Here is a 21469-nt window from a genome sequence, read left to right as displayed (position 1 = left end):
ATTGTTGACAGTTTTTTATATCGATCGGCGATTGGACGGCACTCGTCGAGGCGTTCCGGACAGACAATTAGCCCACATTGACCAAATGTGGGAGCGTCGCACCTCCGCTCCCACTGGGGATCAACGGTGTTGCGCGGGTTTGGGGCGTTCGAGGTTGTCCATCATCCGGTTCGCGGCCAGTTCGGCGAGCATGACGATTTGCTGAATGGCCATGGCGGTGTTGCGATGCGGGCCTTCCAGGTAGGCGGCAAAATCGCCGGCCATCACGCTGGCCTGGGCCAGGGATTCACAGGTGTGGGCCAAGAGGTCTTCGTCTTTGAGGTCCGGTGCAAGCATGAACATGGTGCTGGGTTTGCGGGTGGGCGGTGATTTGAGCGCAGCAGGATTGAGGTAGTGATTCAGCGCGCGTTCGGCGGCTTCATTGAGTTTTTTGGAATCGATGGATTCGTAGGGGGAAACATCGTCGGTTTCGGGGGGATTTGGTGTTTCTTTGATCATGGTGAAGCTCCATTCGAAGATAGGGAGTTCGCCACGACTGCGACCAAGCAGTTGGGTGGCAAACCGTACGCAGGTTGGTCGACCAGGGAATGGAACCCGGCAGGGCCGAAGCCCTCCCACGCACAGCTCGCCATGAAGCAAGCACGAAAAGTGCGCCATTCTAAACCTGGGCGACCAAACCCGGTCGCTGAATTTGCAGCGACGCCCAAAGCCTATCGTCCCGGCTTCTGACCCAACAACCGACAGCGCTTGTCGGAAACCGCCGCCAGAGCAGCCACCGCTATAGGACGTTCGCCGAACTTCCAGACCAACCACAACCCAAATGTGGAGCGGGCTTGCTCGCGAAGGCTGTTTAACATTCAACATTTTTGTCGACTGACACACTGCTTTCGCGAGCAAGCCCGCTCCCACATTTGATTTGTGTTGTGGTGTAGACCGCGGCTAAAAAAAAGGCGACCCCCTCACAGGAGTCGCCTTCGTTTTAACCGCCGCTAAAACTTATTCCGACAGTTTGTACGCCATCACATAGTCACCTTGCTTGGTGCCCAGCGAACCGTGACCGCCGGCAACGACCAGCACGTATTGCTTGCCGTCCTTGCCGGTGTAGGTCATCGGGGTGGTTTGCGCGCCGGCCGGCAGGCGGCCTTCCCACAGTTGCTTGCCGTTTTTCACGTCGTAGGCGCGCAGGTACTGGTCGAGGGTGCCGCTGAGGAACGCGACGCCACCGGCGGTGGTGAAGGTGCCGCCCAGGCTGGGTACGCCCATGCTCAAGGGGATTGGAACTGGCGAGCTGTCGCGCACGGTGCCGTTCTTGTGCATCCAGATTTTTTCATGGGTGGTCAAATCGACCGCTGCCACGTAGCCCCACGCCGGTGCCTGGCACGGCAGGCCCATTGGCGACAGCAGGGGTTCAAGGACTACGCCGTAAGGCGCACCTTTGTTTGGTTGTACGCCTTCGGTTTCGCTTTTGCGCGGGCCTTGGGCGGCGATTTCTGAAGCCGGGATCAGCTTCGATTTAAAGGCCATCCAGTCCGGGTTCACGAAAAGGATCTGACGCACCGGATCCACTGAGATACCGCCCCAGTCGAACACACCGAAGTTACCCGGATAAACGATCGAACCTTGCAGCGATGGCGGTGTGAACGGGCCGTCGTAGCGCAGGGATTTGAAGGTGATCCGGCAGACCAGTTGGTCGAACGGTGTCACCCCCCACATGTCGCGTTCTTTCAACGGCGGCGGCATGAAGTTGAGGTCGGACTTGGGTTGGGTCGGCGAGGTGTGATCACCGGCGACAGCGCCTTGCGGCACCGGTACTTCGTTGATCGGCACGATGGCCTTGCCGGTGCTGCGGTCCAGCACGTAGATGCTGCCTTGCTTGGTGGACGCAAGCACCGCTGGCTTCACGCCGTCTGCGGTTTTCAGGTCCATCAAGGTTGGCTGGCCGCCGACGTCCATGTCCCACAGGTCATGGTGGGTGAACTGGAAGTGCCAGCGCGCTTTGCCGGTGGCGATGTCCAGGGCGGTCAGGCCGGCGGCGTGCAGTTCCGATTCTGGGGTGCGATCACCACCGTACTGGTCCGGGGTCTGGTTGCCCATTGGCAGGTAGAGCATGCCGAGTTTTTCATCGACCGCGAACATGGACCACATGTTCGGCGAGTTGCGGGTGTAGGTCTGGCCTTCGGCAATCGGCGTGGTGTCGTCCGGCTTGCCGCTGTCCCAGTTCCACACCAGTTTGCCAGTGTGTACGTCGAACGCACGGATCACGCCGCTTGGCTCGTCGGTGGAGACGTTGTCGGTGACGTGGCCGCCAATCACCACCAGGTCTTTAGTGACCGCTGGAGGCGAGGTGGAGTAGTAACCGCCGGCGGTGAAGCCGCCGATGTTGGCGCGCAGGTCAACCTGGCCCTTGTCGCCGAAGTCTTCGCACATCTTGCCGGTGTCGGCGTTCAGGGCGATCAGGCGGGTGTCGGCGGTGGGCAGGAAGATCCGGCGCGGACAGGCGTTGGCCACGGCGGCGCTGGCGCTGCCGGTCGGGCTCTGCTCGGAGGCGTAGACCGCGTCATCGTGATACGACACGCCACGGCAGGTCATGTGGGCCCAACCCTTGAAGTTCGCCGCGTTTTGCGTGGAGAGCTTCGGATCGAAACGCCAGATTTCCTTGCCGGTGTCCGGGTCCAGCGCGATCACCTGGCTGTGCGGCGTGCACACGTAGAGCATGCCGTTGACTTTCAGCGGGGTGTTTTCGGCGGTGGTCTCGCCCGGATCGTTCGGGCCCGGCAGGTCGCCGGTGCGGTAGGTCCACGCCGGGACCAATTTGTGAGCGTTTGCCGGGGTGATCTGTGCCAGGGGCGAGTAACGATCACCGTGAGCGCTGCGGCCGTAGGAATTCCAGTCACCGTCGGGCATGGCCGGGGCGGTGTTGGTCATGCCGGGCACGCTGTCGCGGTCCAGTTGACCCTTGATTTCACCCGGGTTGGTGAATTGGCTGGCCAATGCGGCCACGCCCGCCACTACCACAGCGACACTCAGGGCGCCGGTGCCCATCGGTGCAGCACCTTCGCGCAGCAACGGACGACGGAACCATGGCAGTAACATGACCAGGCCCAGTGCAAACAACATCGCCAGGCGCGGCACCAGTTGCCACCAGTCGAGGCCGACTTCCCACAGTGCCCAAACGGTGCTGGCGAACAGCACCAGTGCGTACAGGCCCAGCGCAGCGCGGCGGGCGAGGATCAGCAACACGCCGGTCAGCGTCAGGCCGATACCGGCCAGCAGGTAATACAGCGAGCCGCCGAGCATGCTCAGCTTGATCCCGCCTGCCAGCATGGCCAGGCCCATTAGTAGAAGCAGGATGCCGAGAAGGCTCGGCAACAGACGGCTTCGACTCAAAGCACCATCAGTGCTCATAGTGTGGTTCTCCGTGACGTTTCAAGTAGTCCCGCGCAAGTTCACTGTAGATGACGATCTGGCGTGGGCATGGTTCAGTTATATAAGTGAAACCTGGTTAGCGCTTGTTCAGGTGTTGCAACCCTTGTAGGGAGCAGAGCTTGCTCGCGATGGCGGTGTGTCAGACCGCATCAATGTCAACTGACACTCCGTCATCGCGAGCAAGCTCTGCTCCTACAAGGCTTTGGGGTGTTGTTTAGAACGACGACTGGATCTTGATCCCGCCAATCAGCGCGTCATCGACGTTATCCACACCACCGGGATGGCGGATGTATTGCAGGTTCGGGCGCACGGTCAGCCAGTTCGTCACATGCACGCCGTAATAGAGCTCGGCGCTGTATTCGGTGTCCTGCGGCGGCAAGAAGGCCGGGTCGTCATAGTCGAAGACGGCATGCGCCTGATTGGTGGCTTCAGCGTTTTTGCGATAGGCCGGGTTGACGTGGACGCGGGCCAGCGCGAAGCCGATGTCGTCCTTGGCGCGCGCATCGAACAGGCCTTTGTAGACGACGCCCGCCTGCACATAGTTGTCGATGGCATTGGTCTTCTTGTCGTGCATCGTGCCGTTGGCGAACACGTTCAAACCACGGCTGTGATCGCTGGCGACGCTGGTGATTTGCTGCTGAATACCCAGCCATACGCCGTGCTTGCTCGATGCGCTGCGGTAAGCCTCGCCGCTCAGGGCGGCGGGCTGGCCGTTGCTGTCTTTGTAGACGTCGGTGGCGCTGGCGCTGCTGTAGTAATAACCGGCGCGGTATTCGCCCGGCAGGCCGTTGAGCGTTGGCGACCACACCAGTTCCACGGGCACGATTGCGCCCTGGGTGCCGCTGCCACTGAGCTTGAAGCCGTTGTCGCGATCGAGGTTCGACGGGTTTTGCTCATAGGCGCCAATCTGCGCGTACAACTGCGGCGTCAGGTGATATTTGACCCGCATCGCCCATTGGCTGACGGGCCAGTTGTACCAGATGCTGCCGGCCCAGTTACCGACCTGGGAGCCACAGAACGCCAGGTTCTGGAAGTCGCAGGGGAAGCTGTTGAAGTCTTCGCCTTCACCAAAGCGGCCGGCCTTGATGTCGAGTTTTTGGTCGAAGAACTTCTGCTGATACCACATCTGCGTCAGGCGCCAGGTTTGCCCACGGCCCCAGACTTCCTGAGCCGAGGTGAATCCCCCCACGCGAGGGTCGTTGATGCGGTCGTTGCTGATGTTATTGCCGCTGCGTTCGGTGATGGTCAGCTGAAATTCGGCATCGTTCCAGCCCAGGATTTTCTGCAAATCCAGGTGCGTGCCGAGGCCAAACTGGTCGCTGTAGCGCGCGGTGCGGTCATGGTCGTAGCCACCGTGCAGGTTACTGCCCATTTCACCGGTGTAATCGACTTTGAAGTCGTAGCCTTTTTCCGAAAGTTCGGTGCGCGTGCCGTTCCAGTCACCCAGCATCCAGGGGGAGTCGCTATCGAAGGCGGGCGCTGCCTGGGTGCAGGTGGCGAGGCCCAGGGCGGTGAATCCGCCGATCAGGCGTAGGGCTTTTCGGTGGGCAACAGGCAGTGAGACAGCGCTGTCTCGCGAAGTGTGGAAATCAGGCATAGAGAGAGAATTCTTGATCTTTTTCTAGGAAAGTTACGGATGGCAGCAGGCGTAAAGCAGGTAGCGGAAGCGTTTCAGCTTGGCGGCCGCAAGGATAATGTTCTGTTACAAATAGAGAAAGGGCTTTTCCTGACATGCAGCATTTCAGATTCGGTAACAGTGCCGGGCGGCGATCTTTTCAAGGTCACCTACATTTAAGGGACAAGCGATAGCGCACAGAGCGCTTCCACCAGACCACACCCTCGGCTAAGGTGCGCGGCTTCCCATCCTTTCACCGCTTGAAGGCCCGGCATGACCGAACAGAACAACAACCCGCTGCACGGCGTGACGCTGGAGCAAATCCTCAACGTCCTGGTTGAACATTACGAATGGTCGGGGCTGGCCGAGCGCATTGATATCCGCTGTTTCAAGAGCGACCCGAGCATCAAGTCGAGCCTGACGTTCTTGCGCAAAACCCCGTGGGCGCGAGAGAAGGTCGAGCGCTTGTATGTGAAATTGATGCGCACCAAGCGACCAGTCTGACAATGGTTAACCAACCGACGCCGGGTTCTGCCACGAGGCGTCGTTTTGTCGCCGTGGCGGCGGTACTGGGGTGGCTGGGGCTGAGCATTCAGCTGTACCTGATTCTCTACTCACGCTGGAGCCTTGAAGCCAGTTTGATCGGTGGGCTGGTGAGCTTTTTCAGTTACTTCACGGTGCTGACCAACACGCTGGTGGCGACCGTATTGACCTGTGAATGGACATCCCGCGAGTCAGCGGCGCGACGCTGGTTTTTGCAGCCGTGGGTGAGCAGTGCGATTGTGGTGAGTATCGCCGTGGTCGGCCTGGCGTACAGCCTGCTGCTGCGCCATCTGTGGCATCCCGAAGGCTGGCAGTTTCTGGCCGACGAGCTGATGCACGACATCATGCCGCTGCTGTTTCTGGGCTATTGGTGGTTATGCGTGCCCAAGGGCACGTTACGTCTGAGGCACATCGCGTTGTGGTTGATCTATCCGTTGGTGTACTTCGTATCGGTGTTGTGGCGCGGTCACGTGTTGGCGGTTTATCCCTATCCGTTTGTAGACGTCGACAAGTTGGGTTATCCACAGGTGTTTTTGAATGCGGGTGGGTTGTTGGTGGGGTTTGTGGTGATTGCGGTGTCGTTGACCGCGCTCGACCGGCAATTGGGGCGACGCCGCTAGCGCCGCCCTCACAGGTCACTCTTCGTCGCTGTCATCCAGCCGCCAGTAACCCACGGCTTTGACGAATTGCTCGTTCAGCCCATGCTCATCAAGCAGCACCCGCCGAATCTGCCGCGACACCTTGGTCTCGGTCGCCACCCACGCATACAGATTGCCGCCGGGCACTTGCGCTTGCTTCACGGTGGTCAGCAGATTGTCCTTGCCGCCTTCGCGCAGCACCCAGATCACATGGACCTGCGCGGCGCTTTCCAGACGTTGCTGCTCGGTGCCGTTCTCCACTTCCACAATCACCAGCGCCCGACGATTGGCTGCCAGGCCTTCGAGGCGACGGGCGATGGCGGGCAGGGCGGTTTCGTCACCGATCAGCAGGTAGCTGTCGAACATGTCCGGCACGATCATCGAGCCGCGTGGCCCGCCGATGTGCAGGAACTGACCGGGTTTGGCCTGCTCGGCCCAGGTCGAGGCAGGGCCGTCGCCGTGCAGCACGAAATCGATGTCCAGTTCCAGCGTGTCGAGGTCGTAACGACGTGGTGTGTAGTCGCGCATCGCTGGCATCGGCCCGTTGTTTTTGCCCGCGCCGAGCACCAGGGTTTCCAGCGCCGCGTGTTCCGCCGCGTTTTGCGGGAACAACAGTTTGACGTGGTCGTCGGTGCCGAGGCTGACGAAGCCGGCCAGTTCCGGCCCGCCCAGGGTAATCCGGCGCATACGTGGCGTCAGGTCGACCACGCGCAACACCTCCAGACGACGGCGTTTGATCTCATGCATGACGCGGTGGATGGATTGCACGATCACTTCAGTCATTCGGCTTTCTCCCGGACAGGTGGAACGGCAGGGCCGTCGACAATGGCTTTGGCGGTGTTATTGAGCAGGTCGCGTACCCGCAGGATTTCTTCCGGGCTCCAGCGGCCGTGGTGCATCTGCAAGGCATGACGCAAGTTGTGCACGGCTTCGTGGATCTCGGCCGGGCGGTCATGCCCGCGCAGCGAGCGTTTGCTGACTTCGATGCGCATCCGCACGCCATCCAGTGCAATGGCTTGCTCGGTCAACGACAAACGTCCGGCGTCGGTGATGCTGTAGCGTTTTTTGCCGCCCTCGGCGTCGCCCAGAATCATTTCGCTTTCTTCAAGAAAAGTCAGGGTCGGGTAGATCACACCGGGGCTGGGGCTGTAGGCGCCGTCGAACATGCTTTCGATCTGGCGGATCAGGTCATAGCCGTGGCAGGGCTGTTCGGCGATCAGTGCCAACAGCAGCAATTTCAGGTCGCCGGGGGCAAACACACGGGGGCCACGGCCGCCGCGTTCTCGGCCAGGACCTGGGCGTTTTTCGAAGCCGTCGCGGCTGTCGTTGTGCTCTCGATGGGAATGATGGTCTCTCATTTTGTGTCTTCTCTGTCGTGTTTAGATACAACTTAAGATATATCTTATGAGGAATGCAAGGCACCAGGACGAGCGGTCGAAGACTGAGGCAGGGCGCTGCAAGCGCAAGAGGGCTGTGACGGTTGCTTCTTTAGAGTAGTTAGACTAATTAATAACAGTTCATTTTCTTACCAATGGCTGTTAAAAAATAATAAGTAGTGCCGTTCTTACAGATATTTAATCATTCTTGTCTGTGTGCTTTTTTAGTTAAAACTGTGTGTAGTATCAGTCTGAGAGTCGAACAGCGTAATTGCTGTTTTTACGACTTTTTTCCTTCTGTTCGAATGCTCTTGTTACTACATGTTCTTCGGAAGTTACGTACTTACTTTCCCAAGAGATTGGTCGATCATGTTCCGGCGTCGAAAGTTAAGCCTCGTGATGAACTCGTACATGACGCTGGCTTGTTAGGACTGCTCTCGGCCCAATCCTTTGAAAAGACAGGTACTCAATAATGCTCAATAAGTTTGCAATCGCCGTCCCGATGACACTCTTGGCACTTGGTTCTTCGCTGGCGTTCGCTGCGGAAGAAGCGCGCACCTCCATCAACATCAGCGCCACCATTCCAACCCAGGTTTTCCACGCCCAACCGGTCAATCCTGACTTTGGTAAAGATGAGAAAATGACCTACAACCTGGTGACCGGTACTTTGAGCCCATTGCGTGCGACGTACGATATTCGGCACACCAATGGTTCGGTCGGCGCCTATGTGGAAGGAGGTCCGCAACCCCTGTTCAACGGTAGCAACAACATCGCACTGACCTATAAATTCAACGGCGTTACCCTGACCGGCGCTTCCCAGGAAGTCGTTGGCGATACCGAGTCCAACGGTGGCATGCGGGCTGATCTGGTGATTGACGCCGCTAAACCCACCGCCACTCAAACGGGTTTCTACACTGCCACTCCGGTGGTGATCTTCGATGCCATCCCGCGCATCTAGTAATACTGAGATGACTTAAGGGTTGTCCTTATTAAGTAACGCTCACCGGTCGATGGGTAGTCAGTATCCGTCGATCGGGTTTTAACGTAACTATCTCTAGAGTATTTCGCTCATGTTCCCGATGACTCACATCGCGACGGCGCTTGCCCTGTTTTTTTGTGCAACCGCTTTGGCTGCGCCTGCAGATAGCGCGTCTACGCCTCGAAGTCTGCTGGCGCAGGCCAAAGGTTTGCCGTCTGAGTTCGAAGAGCACTTCTTTGATGTGCCACTGGCGGTGCGCGTGGAACTTGACCAACAGTTTCTGGGTGAGGCGATGGTGGTGTTATCCCGCGACGATCGCATCACCTTAGTTGACTTCACCGATGTCAGCGATAGCACTATCAAGCCCAGCGAGCGCGAGACCTGGGCAAATTATCTCAAGCAAGGTGTCGCACTGGGAGGCTGCCAGGGGTCGTGCCCGGAGCAACTGCTGGCGGTGCCCCCCATTACAGCCTGGAAAACTCACTGGTTTCGATCCTGACGCAAAACGCCGAACGCGACGAGACGGCGCAGCGCTACTACACGTTGCCCGAAGGCGGCAGCACCGGCCTGATCGTGCGCAATCAGTTGAACCTCAACGGCGGGCAGAACCAGGACCTGGGCGGGCGCTATGGTCTTGAAGCCAGCAGCAGCCTGGGCAACTGGACTCAGGCTGTGAATGTTCAGCTGTCCCGACTCGGCGGGATGGATGACGAGTTGTTTCACGCGGTGAATGAGCTGTACACCCAGCGAGAACTGGAAGGCAATTTTCTGCGACTGGGCCTTTTCACCCCTTCGTCCGAAGGGCTGAGTCGGCAACCGCGCACCTTTGGTACCAGCCCCGATACGGCGGTGGGGGTCATGTACGGCAGCTCCGACAGCCTGGCTATCAACAATCCGAAACCGGCGGTGTATCCGATCTACGTCACCGCCAACCGCCAGGGGTCGGTGGAAATCTATCGCGACGGTTTGCTGATCAATACCCAGGCGATGCCGGCCGGCTTGCAGACCCTCGATACCCGACCGTTACCGGGCGGGATCTACGAAGTGGAAGTGCGTCTGATCGAAGACGGTCAAATCACCTCCAGCACCCAAGAGCTGGTCTACAAGCCCAACAACTGGCGTAACCATGACGAGCGCTGGCGCTACAACCTGTTCGCGGGGCGCGAGTCCAAGGTGCTCAGTAACTGGGACGAGCAGGACGATGGCGACATGACCGCCGGCGCGGCGGTCAACTACTTGTTGCATCCGCGGGTGATCGTCGGCCTGAACGGGCGCCAGGTGCGTGACAGCTTGCAGTACGGCACGTCGGTCGACTGGGCCATCGTCAACAATGCCAGCCTCTACGCCAACATTTATCAAACCGAAGACTACGGCACCGGCCTCGACGTGCAGGGGCTGTATTCCTACGGCAGTGGCAGCGTCGTCGCCAGCCACAACCGCAGTTGGCTCGACACGACGCGGCTCTACGACACCTTGCCGGACGGAACGCGAGTGCGACAACGCAATGTGTTCGTTGGCCAGACCAGCAACTCTTCGTTGTCGCTCAACCATCGATTGACCAGCAAGACCTCGGTCAACGCGCGGGTGTCCCACAGCGAGGGCAATACCGAAGGCGCGGGGGTGGATCTGGGATGGACCCAGCGCACCCGACTGTTCGGCAGCGATGCCAACTGGCGATTGGCACTGTTCGACCGGCCAGGCAGCGTGAGTTCGGGTGACGACCGCAATCGTGGCGTCGACCTGAGCGTCAACATTGCTTTGGGCGGCCCCGGCGAACAGCTCTCCGGCAGCATCGGCTCACGCACCGCGCGTGAGGGCGGGCGGGATAACAACGCCTCGATCACTTACCGCAAAGACCTGCAGGGGCACCTCTTGCAGAGCGTGTCGGCGACCGCCATCACCGACACCTATGGCATCGGTTTGAATGCGATGGGGACGATGCATTCGGACCTGGTCAACGGCGACGGGTTTGTCCAGCGTTCGTCTTTCAACAACGACTTCACCGGCGGCCTGAACCTGGACAGCACCGTGGCCGTCGGCGGCGAAAAAATGGTCGTGACCAGCCAGTACCACCGCAACGGTGCCGGGATGATCATCGATGTCGAATCGGACATCGCGGGCATCACCCTGCGCGCCGACGATTTGAGCGGCGGCAGTGCGGTACTCAAACCGGGTCGCAACTTTGTCCCCATCACGGCCTACAAAAGCAGTTCGGTCAGTTTCGACTTCGAGGGCAACCATGTGCCCGCCGCGACCATCCAGCCGGCGCGCTCCAGCTATCACCTGAACAAGGGCGGCGTGGAATATCGCCAGGTCCGCGTGATGAGCACCCTCACCGTACTCGGACGCTTGATCGACCCCCAGGGCAACCCGCTCAAGGGGCACCACATCATCAACCACGCCAGTCGCGGCGTGAGTGAAGTCGACGGCTTCTTCTCCATGGAAATGAACGCCGGCTCACCGACCCTGGAAGTGCGCCACGGCAATCAGTTGCTGTGCCAGTTCCGCCTCGACCCGAGCAGCGCACGCACGGAAAACAACGTGCTGATGATCGGGGACCTGCGGTGCACACCGGACACATTGGCGGATGCGACTTTCATGGCCCGGACGGCGGGCTGATGGTCCGGCACAACGCGATTAATCAACGAGGTAAGGGACGATGAAACGTCTGTTGGCACTATTTGGTTTTTGTTTATTCACCCAAACGGCACACGCTACGCCGAGCATCAATATCGGCACCGTCTACGACTATCTGGACGGCGATAAAAGTACCTACCTGAAGCGGGTTTTCAACGGCGGCGACAGCACTGCGTTCGTCAAGGTCAACATTCTTGAAATCCTCTATGACGCCCAGGGCAAATCACAGGAAGTACCGCTCAAGACCCAGGCCGACGGCAGTGCCCGCGACGGCCTGATGGCCAGCCCGGCACGACTGATCGTGCCGGCCAATGGCATGCAGGGTACGCGGTTGCTGTACATGGGCGAACGGGCTACAGAGCGCTATTTCCGCGTGCGTTTCGTACCGGTGGTGCCGGAGAAAGAAGATGAGTTCGCCGTTTCCAGTGAAGAACGCGATGCCTACAAGAAAACCCTCTCGGCCGGGGTCAACGTCCTGGCCGGTTACGGCGCGGTGTTTTTCGTGCGGCCCAAGCACACGCGCTATGAAAGCGTGATTGAAAACGCGGCGGCTCTTTACCGCATTCGCAACAACGGCAACACGGTGGTGGTGATCGACGAGTTCAAGGACTGCTCGGTAAAAAACGAACAGGACTGCCAGCCGACGACCAAGCATCACATCCTCGCCGGCCGGACGTTTCAGTTTGAAAAACAGGCCGGTCGCGAATACCACTTCACCCTCGTTGAAGGTGAAAGCAGCAAAAAACTGGACGTAAAGGGTTGAGCCCGGGTGATGACTATGTTGAAAAAAATACTCCCCGTGCTCATCGGTGCATGGGTTTCGAGCACGGCGTTTGCCGCCAGGGAGTCCCACCATTTCGATGTGTTCGTGAGCATTCCAACGTTGGCGTTCTATGTGATTCCGTCTGACCCTGGCTGGATTCATCGTGAGCAGCAACTGCCATGGAACCTGACGGCATCGACACTGGGTGGTTTGCGCAAGTTTTTCGACGTGAAGAACGAAGCAGGCTCGATCGAGGCCCGGCTCGAAGGCCGACCCTATCTATCCAATGGCACCGAAGCCCATGACATCGGCTTACGCGTGCTGTTCAACGGCACATTGTTGAACGACGCGGAAAACAGCGAGGTGGTGTCCATGGCCGACGCCATTGCGGGCAAACGGGTGGTGCTGGAAATCGTCCCGGTGCCGCCGGCCGACGGGGTTTACAAGCCCGGCAATTATTTTGGCAACGTCAACATGATTTTCAATGCGGTCATGCCCGGTGGCTGAGTGATAGAAAATGAAAACGAAAAACACCGTAAGAGTTCCGAGCCTTATTGTTTGGGCAATTGCGACGCTTGGATGGGGGATCGAGCCGGTGATGAGTGCGTCCATGGATATCAGCGCGGTGTTTCGGCCTGATCCTTCGAGACCCATGGATAACAAGTTCATCAATCAAACGCCTGTTACCGGACATTGCCAGCTTCAACCGGAATTTTGCAAAGAGAAGGGGCTGTTTTCTCTACTGGCGCCCATTGATTTTGTGTCCGTCGCGCCCATCGAAGCGCGGCACTCAGATTCGCGTAAAGGTGCATTTTTTCGAGTGCCAGGTCAGTGGCAAGTGCTGCGTGTCAGGAACGCCGTGACTAATGAGTATTCCGAACTGGAAGTGCGCATAGCGTCGATTGGTGGCCGCTACATCCTTCCGGATACCGCTGAAAACCTTGTGGGTGAAGGCGAGCCCACCAGCGTTCAGGGGTGGCACACACGCTTATGGGGCGACTGGACATGGTACCCACCCGGTCCCTGCCAGGCGACGGGAGGTATGTACACCGCGCCGGACACTCGAACCTTTTTCTGGATGACACCGATTGCGAGTGAATGCGCGGCAACCGCCAATTATCGTATTTCGAACTTGAGTTACGACAAGATGCAGATCGGCTATGAACTGCGTACGCCGAATCCTTTGGGCATGTCGTCCGGCCTGTATACCGGCGACTGGACGTATACCGTCGGTCCCGGAATGGATTTCGATATGGGTGACATCATGATGCCCAGCAGTTCAACCCTGACATTGAACTTCATTCTGGACGTCCAGCACACCCTCAAGGTTGACGTGCCGCCGGGCGGCAATCGCGTTGAACTGGTGCCCCAGGGGGGGTGGCAGTCCTGGTTGACGCAAGGGCGCAAACCGACGCGGCTGTTTCGCGACCAGACCTTCAACATCTCTGCGAGTTCGCGCTTCAAGATGCAGATGGAATGCCAGTACAGCCACGATAGCCGCACGTGTGCAGTGCTGGAACCGGTTTCCGGACATTCCGTGCCGCTGAACGTCAGTGTCAGCCTGCCCCATGGGTTGACGGACGCCGATGGGCAAGCGGTGGATCGTCGCCCTCTGAGGCTCGACGGCAGCGGTACAACGTTGTTCCAGCCAGGATTTTACGTAGACCGCAAACCCGGAACACTGCACTTCGAAATCCCCGCCACGCAAGTGGGCGAAATGATTCATCCGGGTCAGGCACGGCAGTACTCAGGCAGTGTGACCGTGATCTGGGATTCGGACATTTAGACGCGCCATCACCCGATGCTGGTGCAAGTGATTTGTGGAGAAGAGACGATGGATGATTCAGCCCGGCAAGGACACCGGACGATAAAACGTGGCGTATGGACAGGGTTACTGGTTGTCGTTTTTTCTGTCCCGGCAGTGGCGGAAGTACACGATATCCGCGCGACATTCCAGCCGGATTCGGCGAACCCGCAAAAAAATCAATTCACTAATCAAACACCTTCCGAGGGATTTTGCGCTCAAGTTCCACAGGCCTGCGCGCCCTTGAAACTGTTCAGCCTTATCGCCCGCATTCCATTTACGGCCAATGCGCCAATCCTCGCCAATCATACGGACCCTCGCCAGGGCGGCATGGCCCGGGTGCCGTCCGACTGGCGCGATGTGTCCGTGACACACAGTTCGGGGGACGTCACAACGCTGCAGGTGCGGATTGCCGCGATTGGTCATGAATCGTTGCTACCGAGGTCCATTTCCGAATTGACGGGTGGCGGGACCTGGGACGATTTATGGGAAGGCGGGCGCTGGTTGTATGCGCCTGCACCCTGCGTAGGAGTGGGGTGGGGCACCGTCGGCAACTTTGGCTATAACAGCTTCTGGGTCGTCCCCGTCGGGGCGGGTGTTTGTAGCAAAAAGGCGAAGTTCGACATTCCTTTGTCCTTTCGTTATCAGTACATCGTTTTCGGGTACGAATTGCGTACGCCCGATCCGCTGAAAATGGCGTCGGGCGATTACACCGGCGTTATTTCCTACACGGTTGGCCCGGGCCAGGATTTCGACATGGGCGATGTCATGATTCCCAGTGACTCCGTGTTGACCCTTAACTTTTCCCTTGAGGTCAGCCATACCCTGAAAGTCGATGTACCGCCTGGGGGGAACCGCGTCGAACTGGTTCCCGAGGGCGGCTGGCAGTCCTGGTTGACGAAAGGGCGCAAACCGACTCGGCTGTTCCGGGACCAGACGTTCAATATTTCCGCCAGTTCGCGCTTCAAAATGAAGATGGAATGCCAGTACAGCCACGATGGCCGCACGTGTGGAGTGGTGGAACCGGTTTCCGGACACGCCGTGCCGCTGAACGTCAGTGTCAGCCTGCCCCATGGGTTGACGGACGCAGCCGGGCAAGCAGTGGATCGCCGGCCGCTACGGATCGATGGCAGCGGTACGGCGTTATTCCAACCGGGGTTTTATGTGGACCGCAAACCGGGAACGCTGCACTTCGAAATCCCCGCCGCGGAAGTTGGCGAAATGATTCATCCGGGTCAGGCGCGGCAGTACTCAGGCAGTGTGGCGGTGATCTGGGATTCGGATGTTTAGATACTCGCGTTATACGCGGTGACAGGGAGTGTATGAAACATGAATAGGGCAACGACGGCGAGCCGCTTGAGTACGCTGGCTCTGACAGGCGCGTTCGCTGCGTCGGCAAGCGCGGCAACCGTGGATATGACGGCGGTATTCCGGCCAGATCCGGCAAACCCCATGCAAAATTCTTTCGAAAACAAAACACCTCAAGGAGGGTATTGCGGGGATCACCCGGAGTATTGTGACAACGGCGTGTTCAGCATCGCCCTGCCCATTCGCTTCAGGTCGGTCGCACCTATCCAGGCGTTGCATGATGAACGCCAGGGCCCGATGTTTCGTGTGCCTTCATATTGGAAGGACATCACGGTTCTCCATGAAGAGACCGGAGAAGCCGAGACGGTCAGAATGCGGGTCAACGGTATCGGTGCGGCCTACACGAACAACGCCCCGCTTCCCGAAGCTGTTTGGCAAAGTGCGTGGGTTTACGCGCCTGCCCCCTGCCAATATGGTGGCGTTGGCTATGGTAACGCCCTGTATTACGCGTTCTTCTGGAGAGTACCGGCCGATGCAGGTGTGTGCGCCAAGCAGGCACAGAAGACAATTGCCGAGACCCTTTCGTTTGCTTATGAGAACACCGGGTTTTCCTATGAGCTAATCACGCCCAACCCGCTCAAGATGACGGCGGGTATCTACCGGGGCATATCGAGTTACACCGTCGGGCCGTACCGGGATTTCGACATGGGTGATCTCATGTTGCCTGACGATGATCTGATCACCCTCAATTTCACGCTGCTGGTCGAACACACGTTGAAAGTCGAGATTCCACCGGGCGGCAATCGCGTCGAACTGGTTCCGCAGGGGGGCTGGCAGGCCTGGCTGACTCAGGGGCGTAAGCCTGTGCGGCTGTTCCGTGACCAGACGTTTAACCTGTCGGCATCCAGCCGTTTCAAGATGAACCTGGAATGCCAGTACGTCAGCGGCAATACCTGCGCGTTGCGGGAACCGGCATCGGGGCACACGGTGGCGCTCGATGTCGGCGTGACCTTGCCCAACGGCCTGACCGACGGGACGGGACAGCCGGTCAATCGTCGTCCACTGTTGCTCAACGGCAGTGGCACCGATCTTTTCCAGCCTGGCTTTTATCTGGATCGCAAGCCCGGCACCCTTCACTTTGAAGTGGGCTCGGAGGACGTGCAGGAAATGCTCAATCCGAGAACTGCCCGTAACTATTGGGGCCAGGTCACGGTCATTTGGGATTCAGAGGTGGGGTGATGGAATCCTGAGGTCCAAGGACCTCAGGACACTCAGGGTCCTGCTCGTTTACAGCCCGGCCTTGTTCAACGCCTCGCGAGTCAGGCGCCGGCTCAATTCCTTCTCCCGATAACCGATATCGTTGAGCAACCGGTCATAGGTGGCATCGGGCATGACGCCTTCGTTCAACAGCTCGCTTTGTGCCACGGGAATTTGCTGCGCGAGGTCGAGCAATGTTTTTCTGAGCACTCTGCGCTGCGCATCGGGGTGGCCAATGGAGCGTGCCCAGTTCCGTTGAGCCGTGCGCAGTTGTTCCAGCAGGTCGGACTTGGTCGCATAAAAACGAGTGTTTCGGCTGTAAGCGTCCGAATAAGTCGCCCTCAGGTATTTGTCCCAGAACGGTTGCTCGATCATCGCGTTCACCAGCCCGTCTCCTTGCTCCAGTGAAATGACCGTGTCAAAAGCCTGTTCGAGCATGGCCTCGTCGACGCCGGCCGTGGGCCGGTAAAGCATGGTCCGGGATTGCCACGGCAAACCCAGGCGTTGGGCGAGCCCGGTTTCATAGGCCAGGAAGACCTCGACTTCATCCGGGGTGCCGGCACGGCTACGAAAATCGGCGCGGGCCACGTCGTCCACGTGTTCCAGGCGAGCGGCACCTTTGGCCAAGGTCACCAAGCGGTTTTCCAGCATCGTGGTCGATGTCGACAGGGCGTTCGCTTCGCTGGCAAGCACCTTGATCCCCATGTTGTTGAACACCTGAGCCCCTGCATCGGCGCAGGTGGTGGGCGCGGTCGCGATCTCGAACAGTTCCTGGCGAAGTTCGCTGTCCAGATCCATGGCCTCGATCATGCGCCAGACTCGGTTGCTGAGTTGTTGGCGCATCTCCCCACCGGCCCGATAGTCGCCGGACAGCGTCTGGCGCTGGATAATCTCGAAGAAGCCTTCTGCGCCAGGCTCGCCCATTAGCGCGTGCCAGGCTTCTTCTCTGAAGGTGCCCAGCCCGCCGGTCTTGTTCCACCAACGGCTGTCGTCGGACATCGGCCATTGATCGATGGCGCGCTCGGCAGCGGGTGAGTAAGTCTGGTAGGGGTTGCGCCCCACGGACCGTCGATAGTCGTGATAGGCAATACGGTTCGCCTCCGACAGATCCCGTACGTTGAGCCGGGTACGCGCCACCAGCAGTGCGTCGTCGGAGCCGGGTACGACGTCCGGTATCTGTGCCAGCGGGTTGTCCCTCAAGTCGAGGAAAAAACCTCGCGGCCGTTTTTTATTAAACAAGCCCTCGGGCCAGGCCTTCACCCCCGTGTGGCTCAAACTCAGGATGCCCAGTTTCGGCATGCGCCCCACGTCCGGCAGCAGGCCCAGTTGCGGGTTGTCATCAAGGCGCAGGGTTTCCATGCGGGTGAGGTTGCTCAATTGTTCGACTGCGGTGGGTGTCAGCCTGATCTGGTTGTCGGTCAGACGCAGCGAGCGCAACAGGTGCATTTTGCCGACGCCATCCGGCAACCGGGTCAGTCGGCAGCCTCTGGCGCTCAGCTGTGAAACCCGTGGAAAGTCTCGCAGCAGTCCATCGGCGGAGGCAGAAAACCCCGTGTGATCCAGGTTCAGGCTGCTGACCTGATCGAGGTAGTACTTGAGGTCGGGCCGTTTTTTCCACCACACCTCAAGGTTGTATTGACTGAACTCTGTCGACAGATCCAGTGCGTAGCCTGCATCAAGGGTGGTGCTGCGCTCACCGAAGACGGTCGACTTCCTTTCGAAACATTTGATGAGGCGTTCGCTAATGTGCAGACCACCCTTGTCCCTGAAAGAATTTGCGCCGGGTCCCCAGCCTTCCGGTTGCTGATAGCGCCATTGATTAAGCAGCACGCGCAGATTGTCCAGGTCGCGTTCCAGGCGATCAAGCGTCGCCAGTGCCTCGTCGGTCGGTCCCAGTGACCTGACGAAGCTGGTGGTCTCCCGCTCGCTAAAAAGAGGGTACAAATCCTGCACCCGTTCCATCGGGGTCGTGCCGGCCCGGGACAGGGCGGGGCCGCGCAGCAGCAACTGGGTCTGCGGGGCGGCGCTGGGCAAGATCGGCGGTTCGAGCAACGCGGTGCGTCGTTCGCCGGGCGCCTCGGTTTTGGCTTTTACCCATTGTTTGAACATCCGCCCCTGGCCCGTGCGGTAACCCAATCGGGCTCGTGCCTGTGCCGGCAGTGCCCGGAGCACGGCGTCATAGAAGTTCTCGAACGGCACGGGGCTGGAGCCGCCGCTGACAGCGTAGCGTGCGAACTCGTCTCGAATCAGCAGCCGAACCGTCTTCGCCTCGTCACTGCCCACACGGCAGCGCAGTGGTCCGTCAGAGGTGCCGTCACGGATGTCGATGCGCAAATCACCAAAGGTGTCGGCGTGGATCCTGAGCGCGTTCAGCACCAGGCGTTCGGTATCGGCTGTCAGCTGTGCGTCATCGAACAACCCGGCGTAAGCATGGCTGGCGCGTGCTTCGAAGGCCGCCTCGCGGGCCTCGCTTTTCAGCGTCAATGGCAAACTCCGCTCGGTGTCCATTCGTTGCACATCGATGCGGCTGGCGCCGGCCAGCAGTTTGTCGGCAGCGCTGACGGGCAGGTCTGGAAAGTGGCGCGTCAGCAGGCGAAGACGAGGGTTGTCGACGGTTTGGCTGGCCTGGTACTGCAGGTTGAAAATCTCCACCTCCAGTTTGCGGGCTTCATCGGCCAACAGGTTGCGCAGGGTTTGCAGGCGCTCAGCGGCGGGCAGTGGGTGGCCGAACAGGTTGTTGAGTTCCGCTTCGTCAAGAAACGCAAGAAGGCTGTGCGCAAACTTGCCGCTCAGCACGTGAGCCACGCTGGTGGAAAGGGTTTGCCCAGGGCCGGCGTCGGGGTTGCCATACTGGCGAAAGCTGCCGCTCAAGTCGGCGTCCTGGTACACCTTCAATGCCTTGTCCACAGGCCAGCCCTCCAGGTACGTTGGCAGCGGCTCGAACCAATAGGACGTGGCGGAAAGCGGTTGGCCGGTCCGGATCTTTGCAATGGCGTGGGCCACGTCCCGGCCAATTCTGAAGCGTTGCAGGCTATCGCTCAGCAATGGCGGGGGCGGGGCATTGTCGACATGCATCCGGCGCAGGGCGTTGTCCTGGGTACCACTGATGCTGCGGATTTGCTCGAGTTGCGCATCGCTCAGGTCCGCCACGCTGTGCCCCAGACGACGCATCAAGGTCGAGCCTTCCCACTCGCGCGGATTCTCGGCTTCATGGCTCCAGGCGCCGACGCCGTTGTGTTTCAGCGCGGGTTGATAAGCGTCGGTGCGGCTCGGATGCTTGACGCGCCAGGTGCCCGTGCGTGGGTCCTGCTGCACGGCGTAGTGCTTGTTCTCCAGCGCCAGGATGCGTTGACCGTCGAGGGCGTGCAGACCTTGTTCGTCGGGGATTGAGTCGGCAGGCAACTTGAGGTTCGGTTGTTCGTAGGGTGTGAGGTCGGGGTGCCACAGATACTGCCGGCCATCGGGCAATTGCACCGGTTTCATGCCTTCGACCAAGGGCGACAGTTTCAATCGTACAAGCTGGCCAATCTGTGCGCCGGCGGCAAAAGCCGCGAGCTGGATGACGTCCGTAACCACCCCGACGATATGCTCGGCGGCCTCGGTAAACTGCCCTTCGGCAAGGTCCACAATGGACGTGATGACCTCGCTTGTGAGCTGGTACGCCGTATACACCATCATCAGTTCACCCAGGCCCGGCACGAACGGCGTGACGATCATCAGGGCCACGTTGAAAATGTCCGAAACGACTTTCTTGAAGTTGTCCCACCAGGCCCAGCGCGCATTGCTGTCTGCGTCGGCGGTAGAGACAGCAATGTGCCGGGCGTCATTGAGGATCTTGTTCAGTTTTCGCTGGTAGAGACGGGTCCAGAAATCACCGGTGACCGGTGTGACGTCAATACGCAGATTGGGATTGGATATGGGCTCCTCTCGCCACGTCGGACGCTGATCGAACGGCCCTTTTTTATGGCCCTGCGTCTCGAACAGACGGGCCTGGAGGCCGGCAAAAAAATGCCCTCGCTGTGGCTGATCGACAAACTGGCTGAAGTACTGGCGATAGGTCATTTGCGACGACTCGATGAAGGCGTTGTCACGCAACTGGCGAGTCAGTTCATTCATGAAGTCGGTGACCGAGGCGTATTCCTTGAGCGGATGCTCGGGGTCATGGGGAACGTACGCAATGATCCTTGAGACATCGCTCGCCTGTTCCAGATCAGGCGATATCAGCACGATGCCGGTCAATGGCGTGTCCATGAGGGCCATCTCGGCGAATTGCACAATCTTGCCTTTGAGGGTGAGATTGCGCTGGCCATCGAGCATCGCAAGCACTAGATCATGGGTATCGGCGACGATGTCGCCAGTCATCACCGCCAGGTGTGTCGCGGCGATGAACGCGGCTTTCTGGTTGTCGACCACTTTGTGTTTCAGGTACGTCTTGGCGAGCGCATCGTCCGGCAACAAAGTGCTTTCAAGGTGCTTGGTGTACCGCGCGCCAATGTCCAGTTCGCGGCACAGGGTCTGGAATTGGGCAATGGACATTTTGCGTTTGATCGGCTTGATATCGAACAGCCCTCGCTCGTCGGGCTGGGTGATGAAATCGGAGGCCGCTTCGCAGGTTTCGTGTCGGGCGAAGTTATGCAAGGCGGCGTCCAGTAGCGAAACATTGCGAACGACAACGCCCCCCGATAGGTTGATGGCATACCAGGGACGCTCTTTGGGTAAATAAAGATGTAAGTAAGTTGTTCTTGTGTTGTCGTCGATCCCGTACTGCTCTTTTAAGGCGGCGCTTAATAAGGGTTCGGCAAATGTATAAATATCCTGTAACTCATCAAGCATTAAGTCCACTTTGTTTTGTAATGCCCAAAGTTTCAGACTGGCCGCTTTCAATAAAGAATGACTGGACGGTGAAGCGGCGGTTATCCAGTGCTCGCGGCCTGTGCGGGCAGCGCTTAGCGCCTTGATCCTCTGGGGTGAAACTTCTTTGAGCGGGGCAGGGATTCGACTTGTTATAAAGTCATAATGGCGGCCTTTGTTATTGGCAGTACGTCCTTGTGGGTCAGTCATTGTTTTAATAAACCTTAAACGTTGAAAGAAGGCTCCAGCCTACCCTCCAACGTTAAAAGTAA

Annotated in this window: 15 protein-coding genes and 1 pseudogene; 10 read left to right on the top strand and 6 right to left on the bottom strand. The window is 59.0% G+C overall.

The features are described from left to right. Nucleotides 1-120: 120 nt before the first annotated feature. The 3 genes from AB4N76_RS08305 to AB4N76_RS08295 all read right to left on the bottom strand — a co-directional run bounded on the left by AB4N76_RS08305 (nt 121) and on the right by AB4N76_RS08295 (nt 5023). Entirely contained in the window at nt 121-498 is a 378-nt protein-coding gene (locus AB4N76_RS08305; protein WP_046026594.1) for a DUF6124 family protein, read from the bottom strand. Nucleotides 499-996: 498 nt separating this feature from the next. Then, a complete protein-coding gene (locus tag AB4N76_RS08300; protein WP_460164362.1) occupies nt 997-3405 on the bottom strand; it encodes a glucose/quinate/shikimate family membrane-bound PQQ-dependent dehydrogenase in 2409 nt (802 codons plus the stop codon). 235 nt (nt 3406-3640) lie between these two features. Further along, nucleotides 3641-5023 carry a carbohydrate porin gene (locus AB4N76_RS08295; protein WP_046026591.1) on the bottom strand — a complete coding sequence of 461 codons (1383 nt, stop codon included), beginning with the start codon at nt 5021-5023 and terminating at the stop codon, nt 3641-3643. A gap of 39 nt (nt 5024-5062) precedes the next feature. Here AB4N76_RS08295 and AB4N76_RS08290 point away from each other — a divergent pair, with 39 nt between their 5' ends. The 3 genes from AB4N76_RS08290 (at nt 5063) to AB4N76_RS08280 (ending at nt 6204) form a co-directional block, all read left to right on the top strand. Further along, the gene (locus tag AB4N76_RS08290) at nt 5063-5221 is read left to right on the top strand and encodes a hypothetical protein (protein ID WP_158283918.1); all 159 of its coding nucleotides are present in this window, start codon (nt 5063-5065) and stop codon (nt 5219-5221) included. Between the two features lie 93 nt (nt 5222-5314). Beyond that, nucleotides 5315-5545 carry a VF530 family protein gene (locus tag AB4N76_RS08285; RefSeq protein ID WP_046026590.1) on the top strand — a complete coding sequence of 77 codons (231 nt, stop codon included), beginning with the start codon at nt 5315-5317 and terminating at the stop codon, nt 5543-5545. Nucleotides 5546-5547: 2 nt separating this feature from the next. After that, entirely contained in the window at nt 5548-6204 is a 657-nt protein-coding gene (locus tag AB4N76_RS08280; protein ID WP_046026589.1) for a Pr6Pr family membrane protein, read from the top strand. A gap of 15 nt (nt 6205-6219) precedes the next feature. On the opposite strand, the gene AB4N76_RS08275 is transcribed toward AB4N76_RS08280, so the two are convergent. Together AB4N76_RS08275 and AB4N76_RS08270 are read right to left on the bottom strand one after the other, a co-directional pair. Beyond that, complete coding sequence (locus AB4N76_RS08275) at nt 6220-7005, bottom strand: siderophore-interacting protein (protein WP_077431325.1); 786 nt, start codon at nt 7003-7005, stop codon at nt 6220-6222. Then, nucleotides 7002-7580 (bottom strand): PadR family transcriptional regulator, encoded by a 579-nt coding sequence (locus AB4N76_RS08270; protein ID WP_046026587.1) that lies wholly within the window; start codon nt 7578-7580, stop codon nt 7002-7004. The genes AB4N76_RS08275 and AB4N76_RS08270 overlap by 4 nt, the downstream gene beginning before the upstream one ends. A 490-nt stretch (nt 7581-8070) precedes the next feature. Here AB4N76_RS08270 and AB4N76_RS08265 point away from each other — a divergent pair, with 490 nt between their 5' ends. The 7 genes and pseudogenes from AB4N76_RS08265 to AB4N76_RS08235 all read left to right on the top strand — a co-directional run bounded on the left by AB4N76_RS08265 (nt 8071) and on the right by AB4N76_RS08235 (nt 16328). Beyond that, nucleotides 8071-8556 carry a CS1 type fimbrial major subunit gene (locus AB4N76_RS08265; RefSeq protein ID WP_046026586.1) on the top strand — a complete coding sequence of 162 codons (486 nt, stop codon included), beginning with the start codon at nt 8071-8073 and terminating at the stop codon, nt 8554-8556. Nucleotides 8557-8668: 112 nt separating this feature from the next. Continuing rightward, nucleotides 8669-11196, top strand: a pseudogene (locus AB4N76_RS08260) (TcfC E-set like domain-containing protein). A 40-nt stretch (nt 11197-11236) separates the two neighbouring features. After that, complete coding sequence (locus AB4N76_RS08255) at nt 11237-11977, top strand: pilus assembly protein (RefSeq protein WP_046026583.1); 741 nt, start codon at nt 11237-11239, stop codon at nt 11975-11977. 9 nt (nt 11978-11986) lie between these two features. Beyond that, nucleotides 11987-12484, top strand: coding sequence for a CS1 type fimbrial major subunit (locus tag AB4N76_RS08250; protein ID WP_371916699.1), 498 nt, complete (start codon nt 11987-11989; stop codon nt 12482-12484). A gap of 352 nt (nt 12485-12836) precedes the next feature. After that, a complete protein-coding gene (locus AB4N76_RS08245; RefSeq protein ID WP_460164361.1) occupies nt 12837-13763 on the top strand; it encodes a hypothetical protein in 927 nt (308 codons plus the stop codon). 48 nt (nt 13764-13811) lie between these two features. Beyond that, on the top strand, nt 13812-15071 hold the full coding sequence (locus AB4N76_RS08240; RefSeq protein ID WP_046026582.1) for a hypothetical protein: 1260 nt from the start codon (nt 13812-13814) through the stop codon (nt 15069-15071). A gap of 39 nt (nt 15072-15110) precedes the next feature. After that, nucleotides 15111-16328 (top strand): hypothetical protein, encoded by a 1218-nt coding sequence (locus AB4N76_RS08235; protein WP_077431327.1) that lies wholly within the window; start codon nt 15111-15113, stop codon nt 16326-16328. Between the two features lie 48 nt (nt 16329-16376). On the opposite strand, the gene AB4N76_RS08230 is transcribed toward AB4N76_RS08235, so the two are convergent. Then, the gene (locus AB4N76_RS08230; RefSeq protein ID WP_460164360.1) at nt 16377-21407 is read right to left on the bottom strand and encodes an NEL-type E3 ubiquitin ligase domain-containing protein; all 5031 of its coding nucleotides are present in this window, start codon (nt 21405-21407) and stop codon (nt 16377-16379) included. Between the last annotated feature and the right edge of the window lie 62 nt (nt 21408-21469).

The organism is Pseudomonas sp. S2_F03 (genome assembly GCF_054668335.1).
Note: the sequence above shows the minus strand (reverse complement) of the source record. Positions and strands in the feature narration are given on the sequence as shown.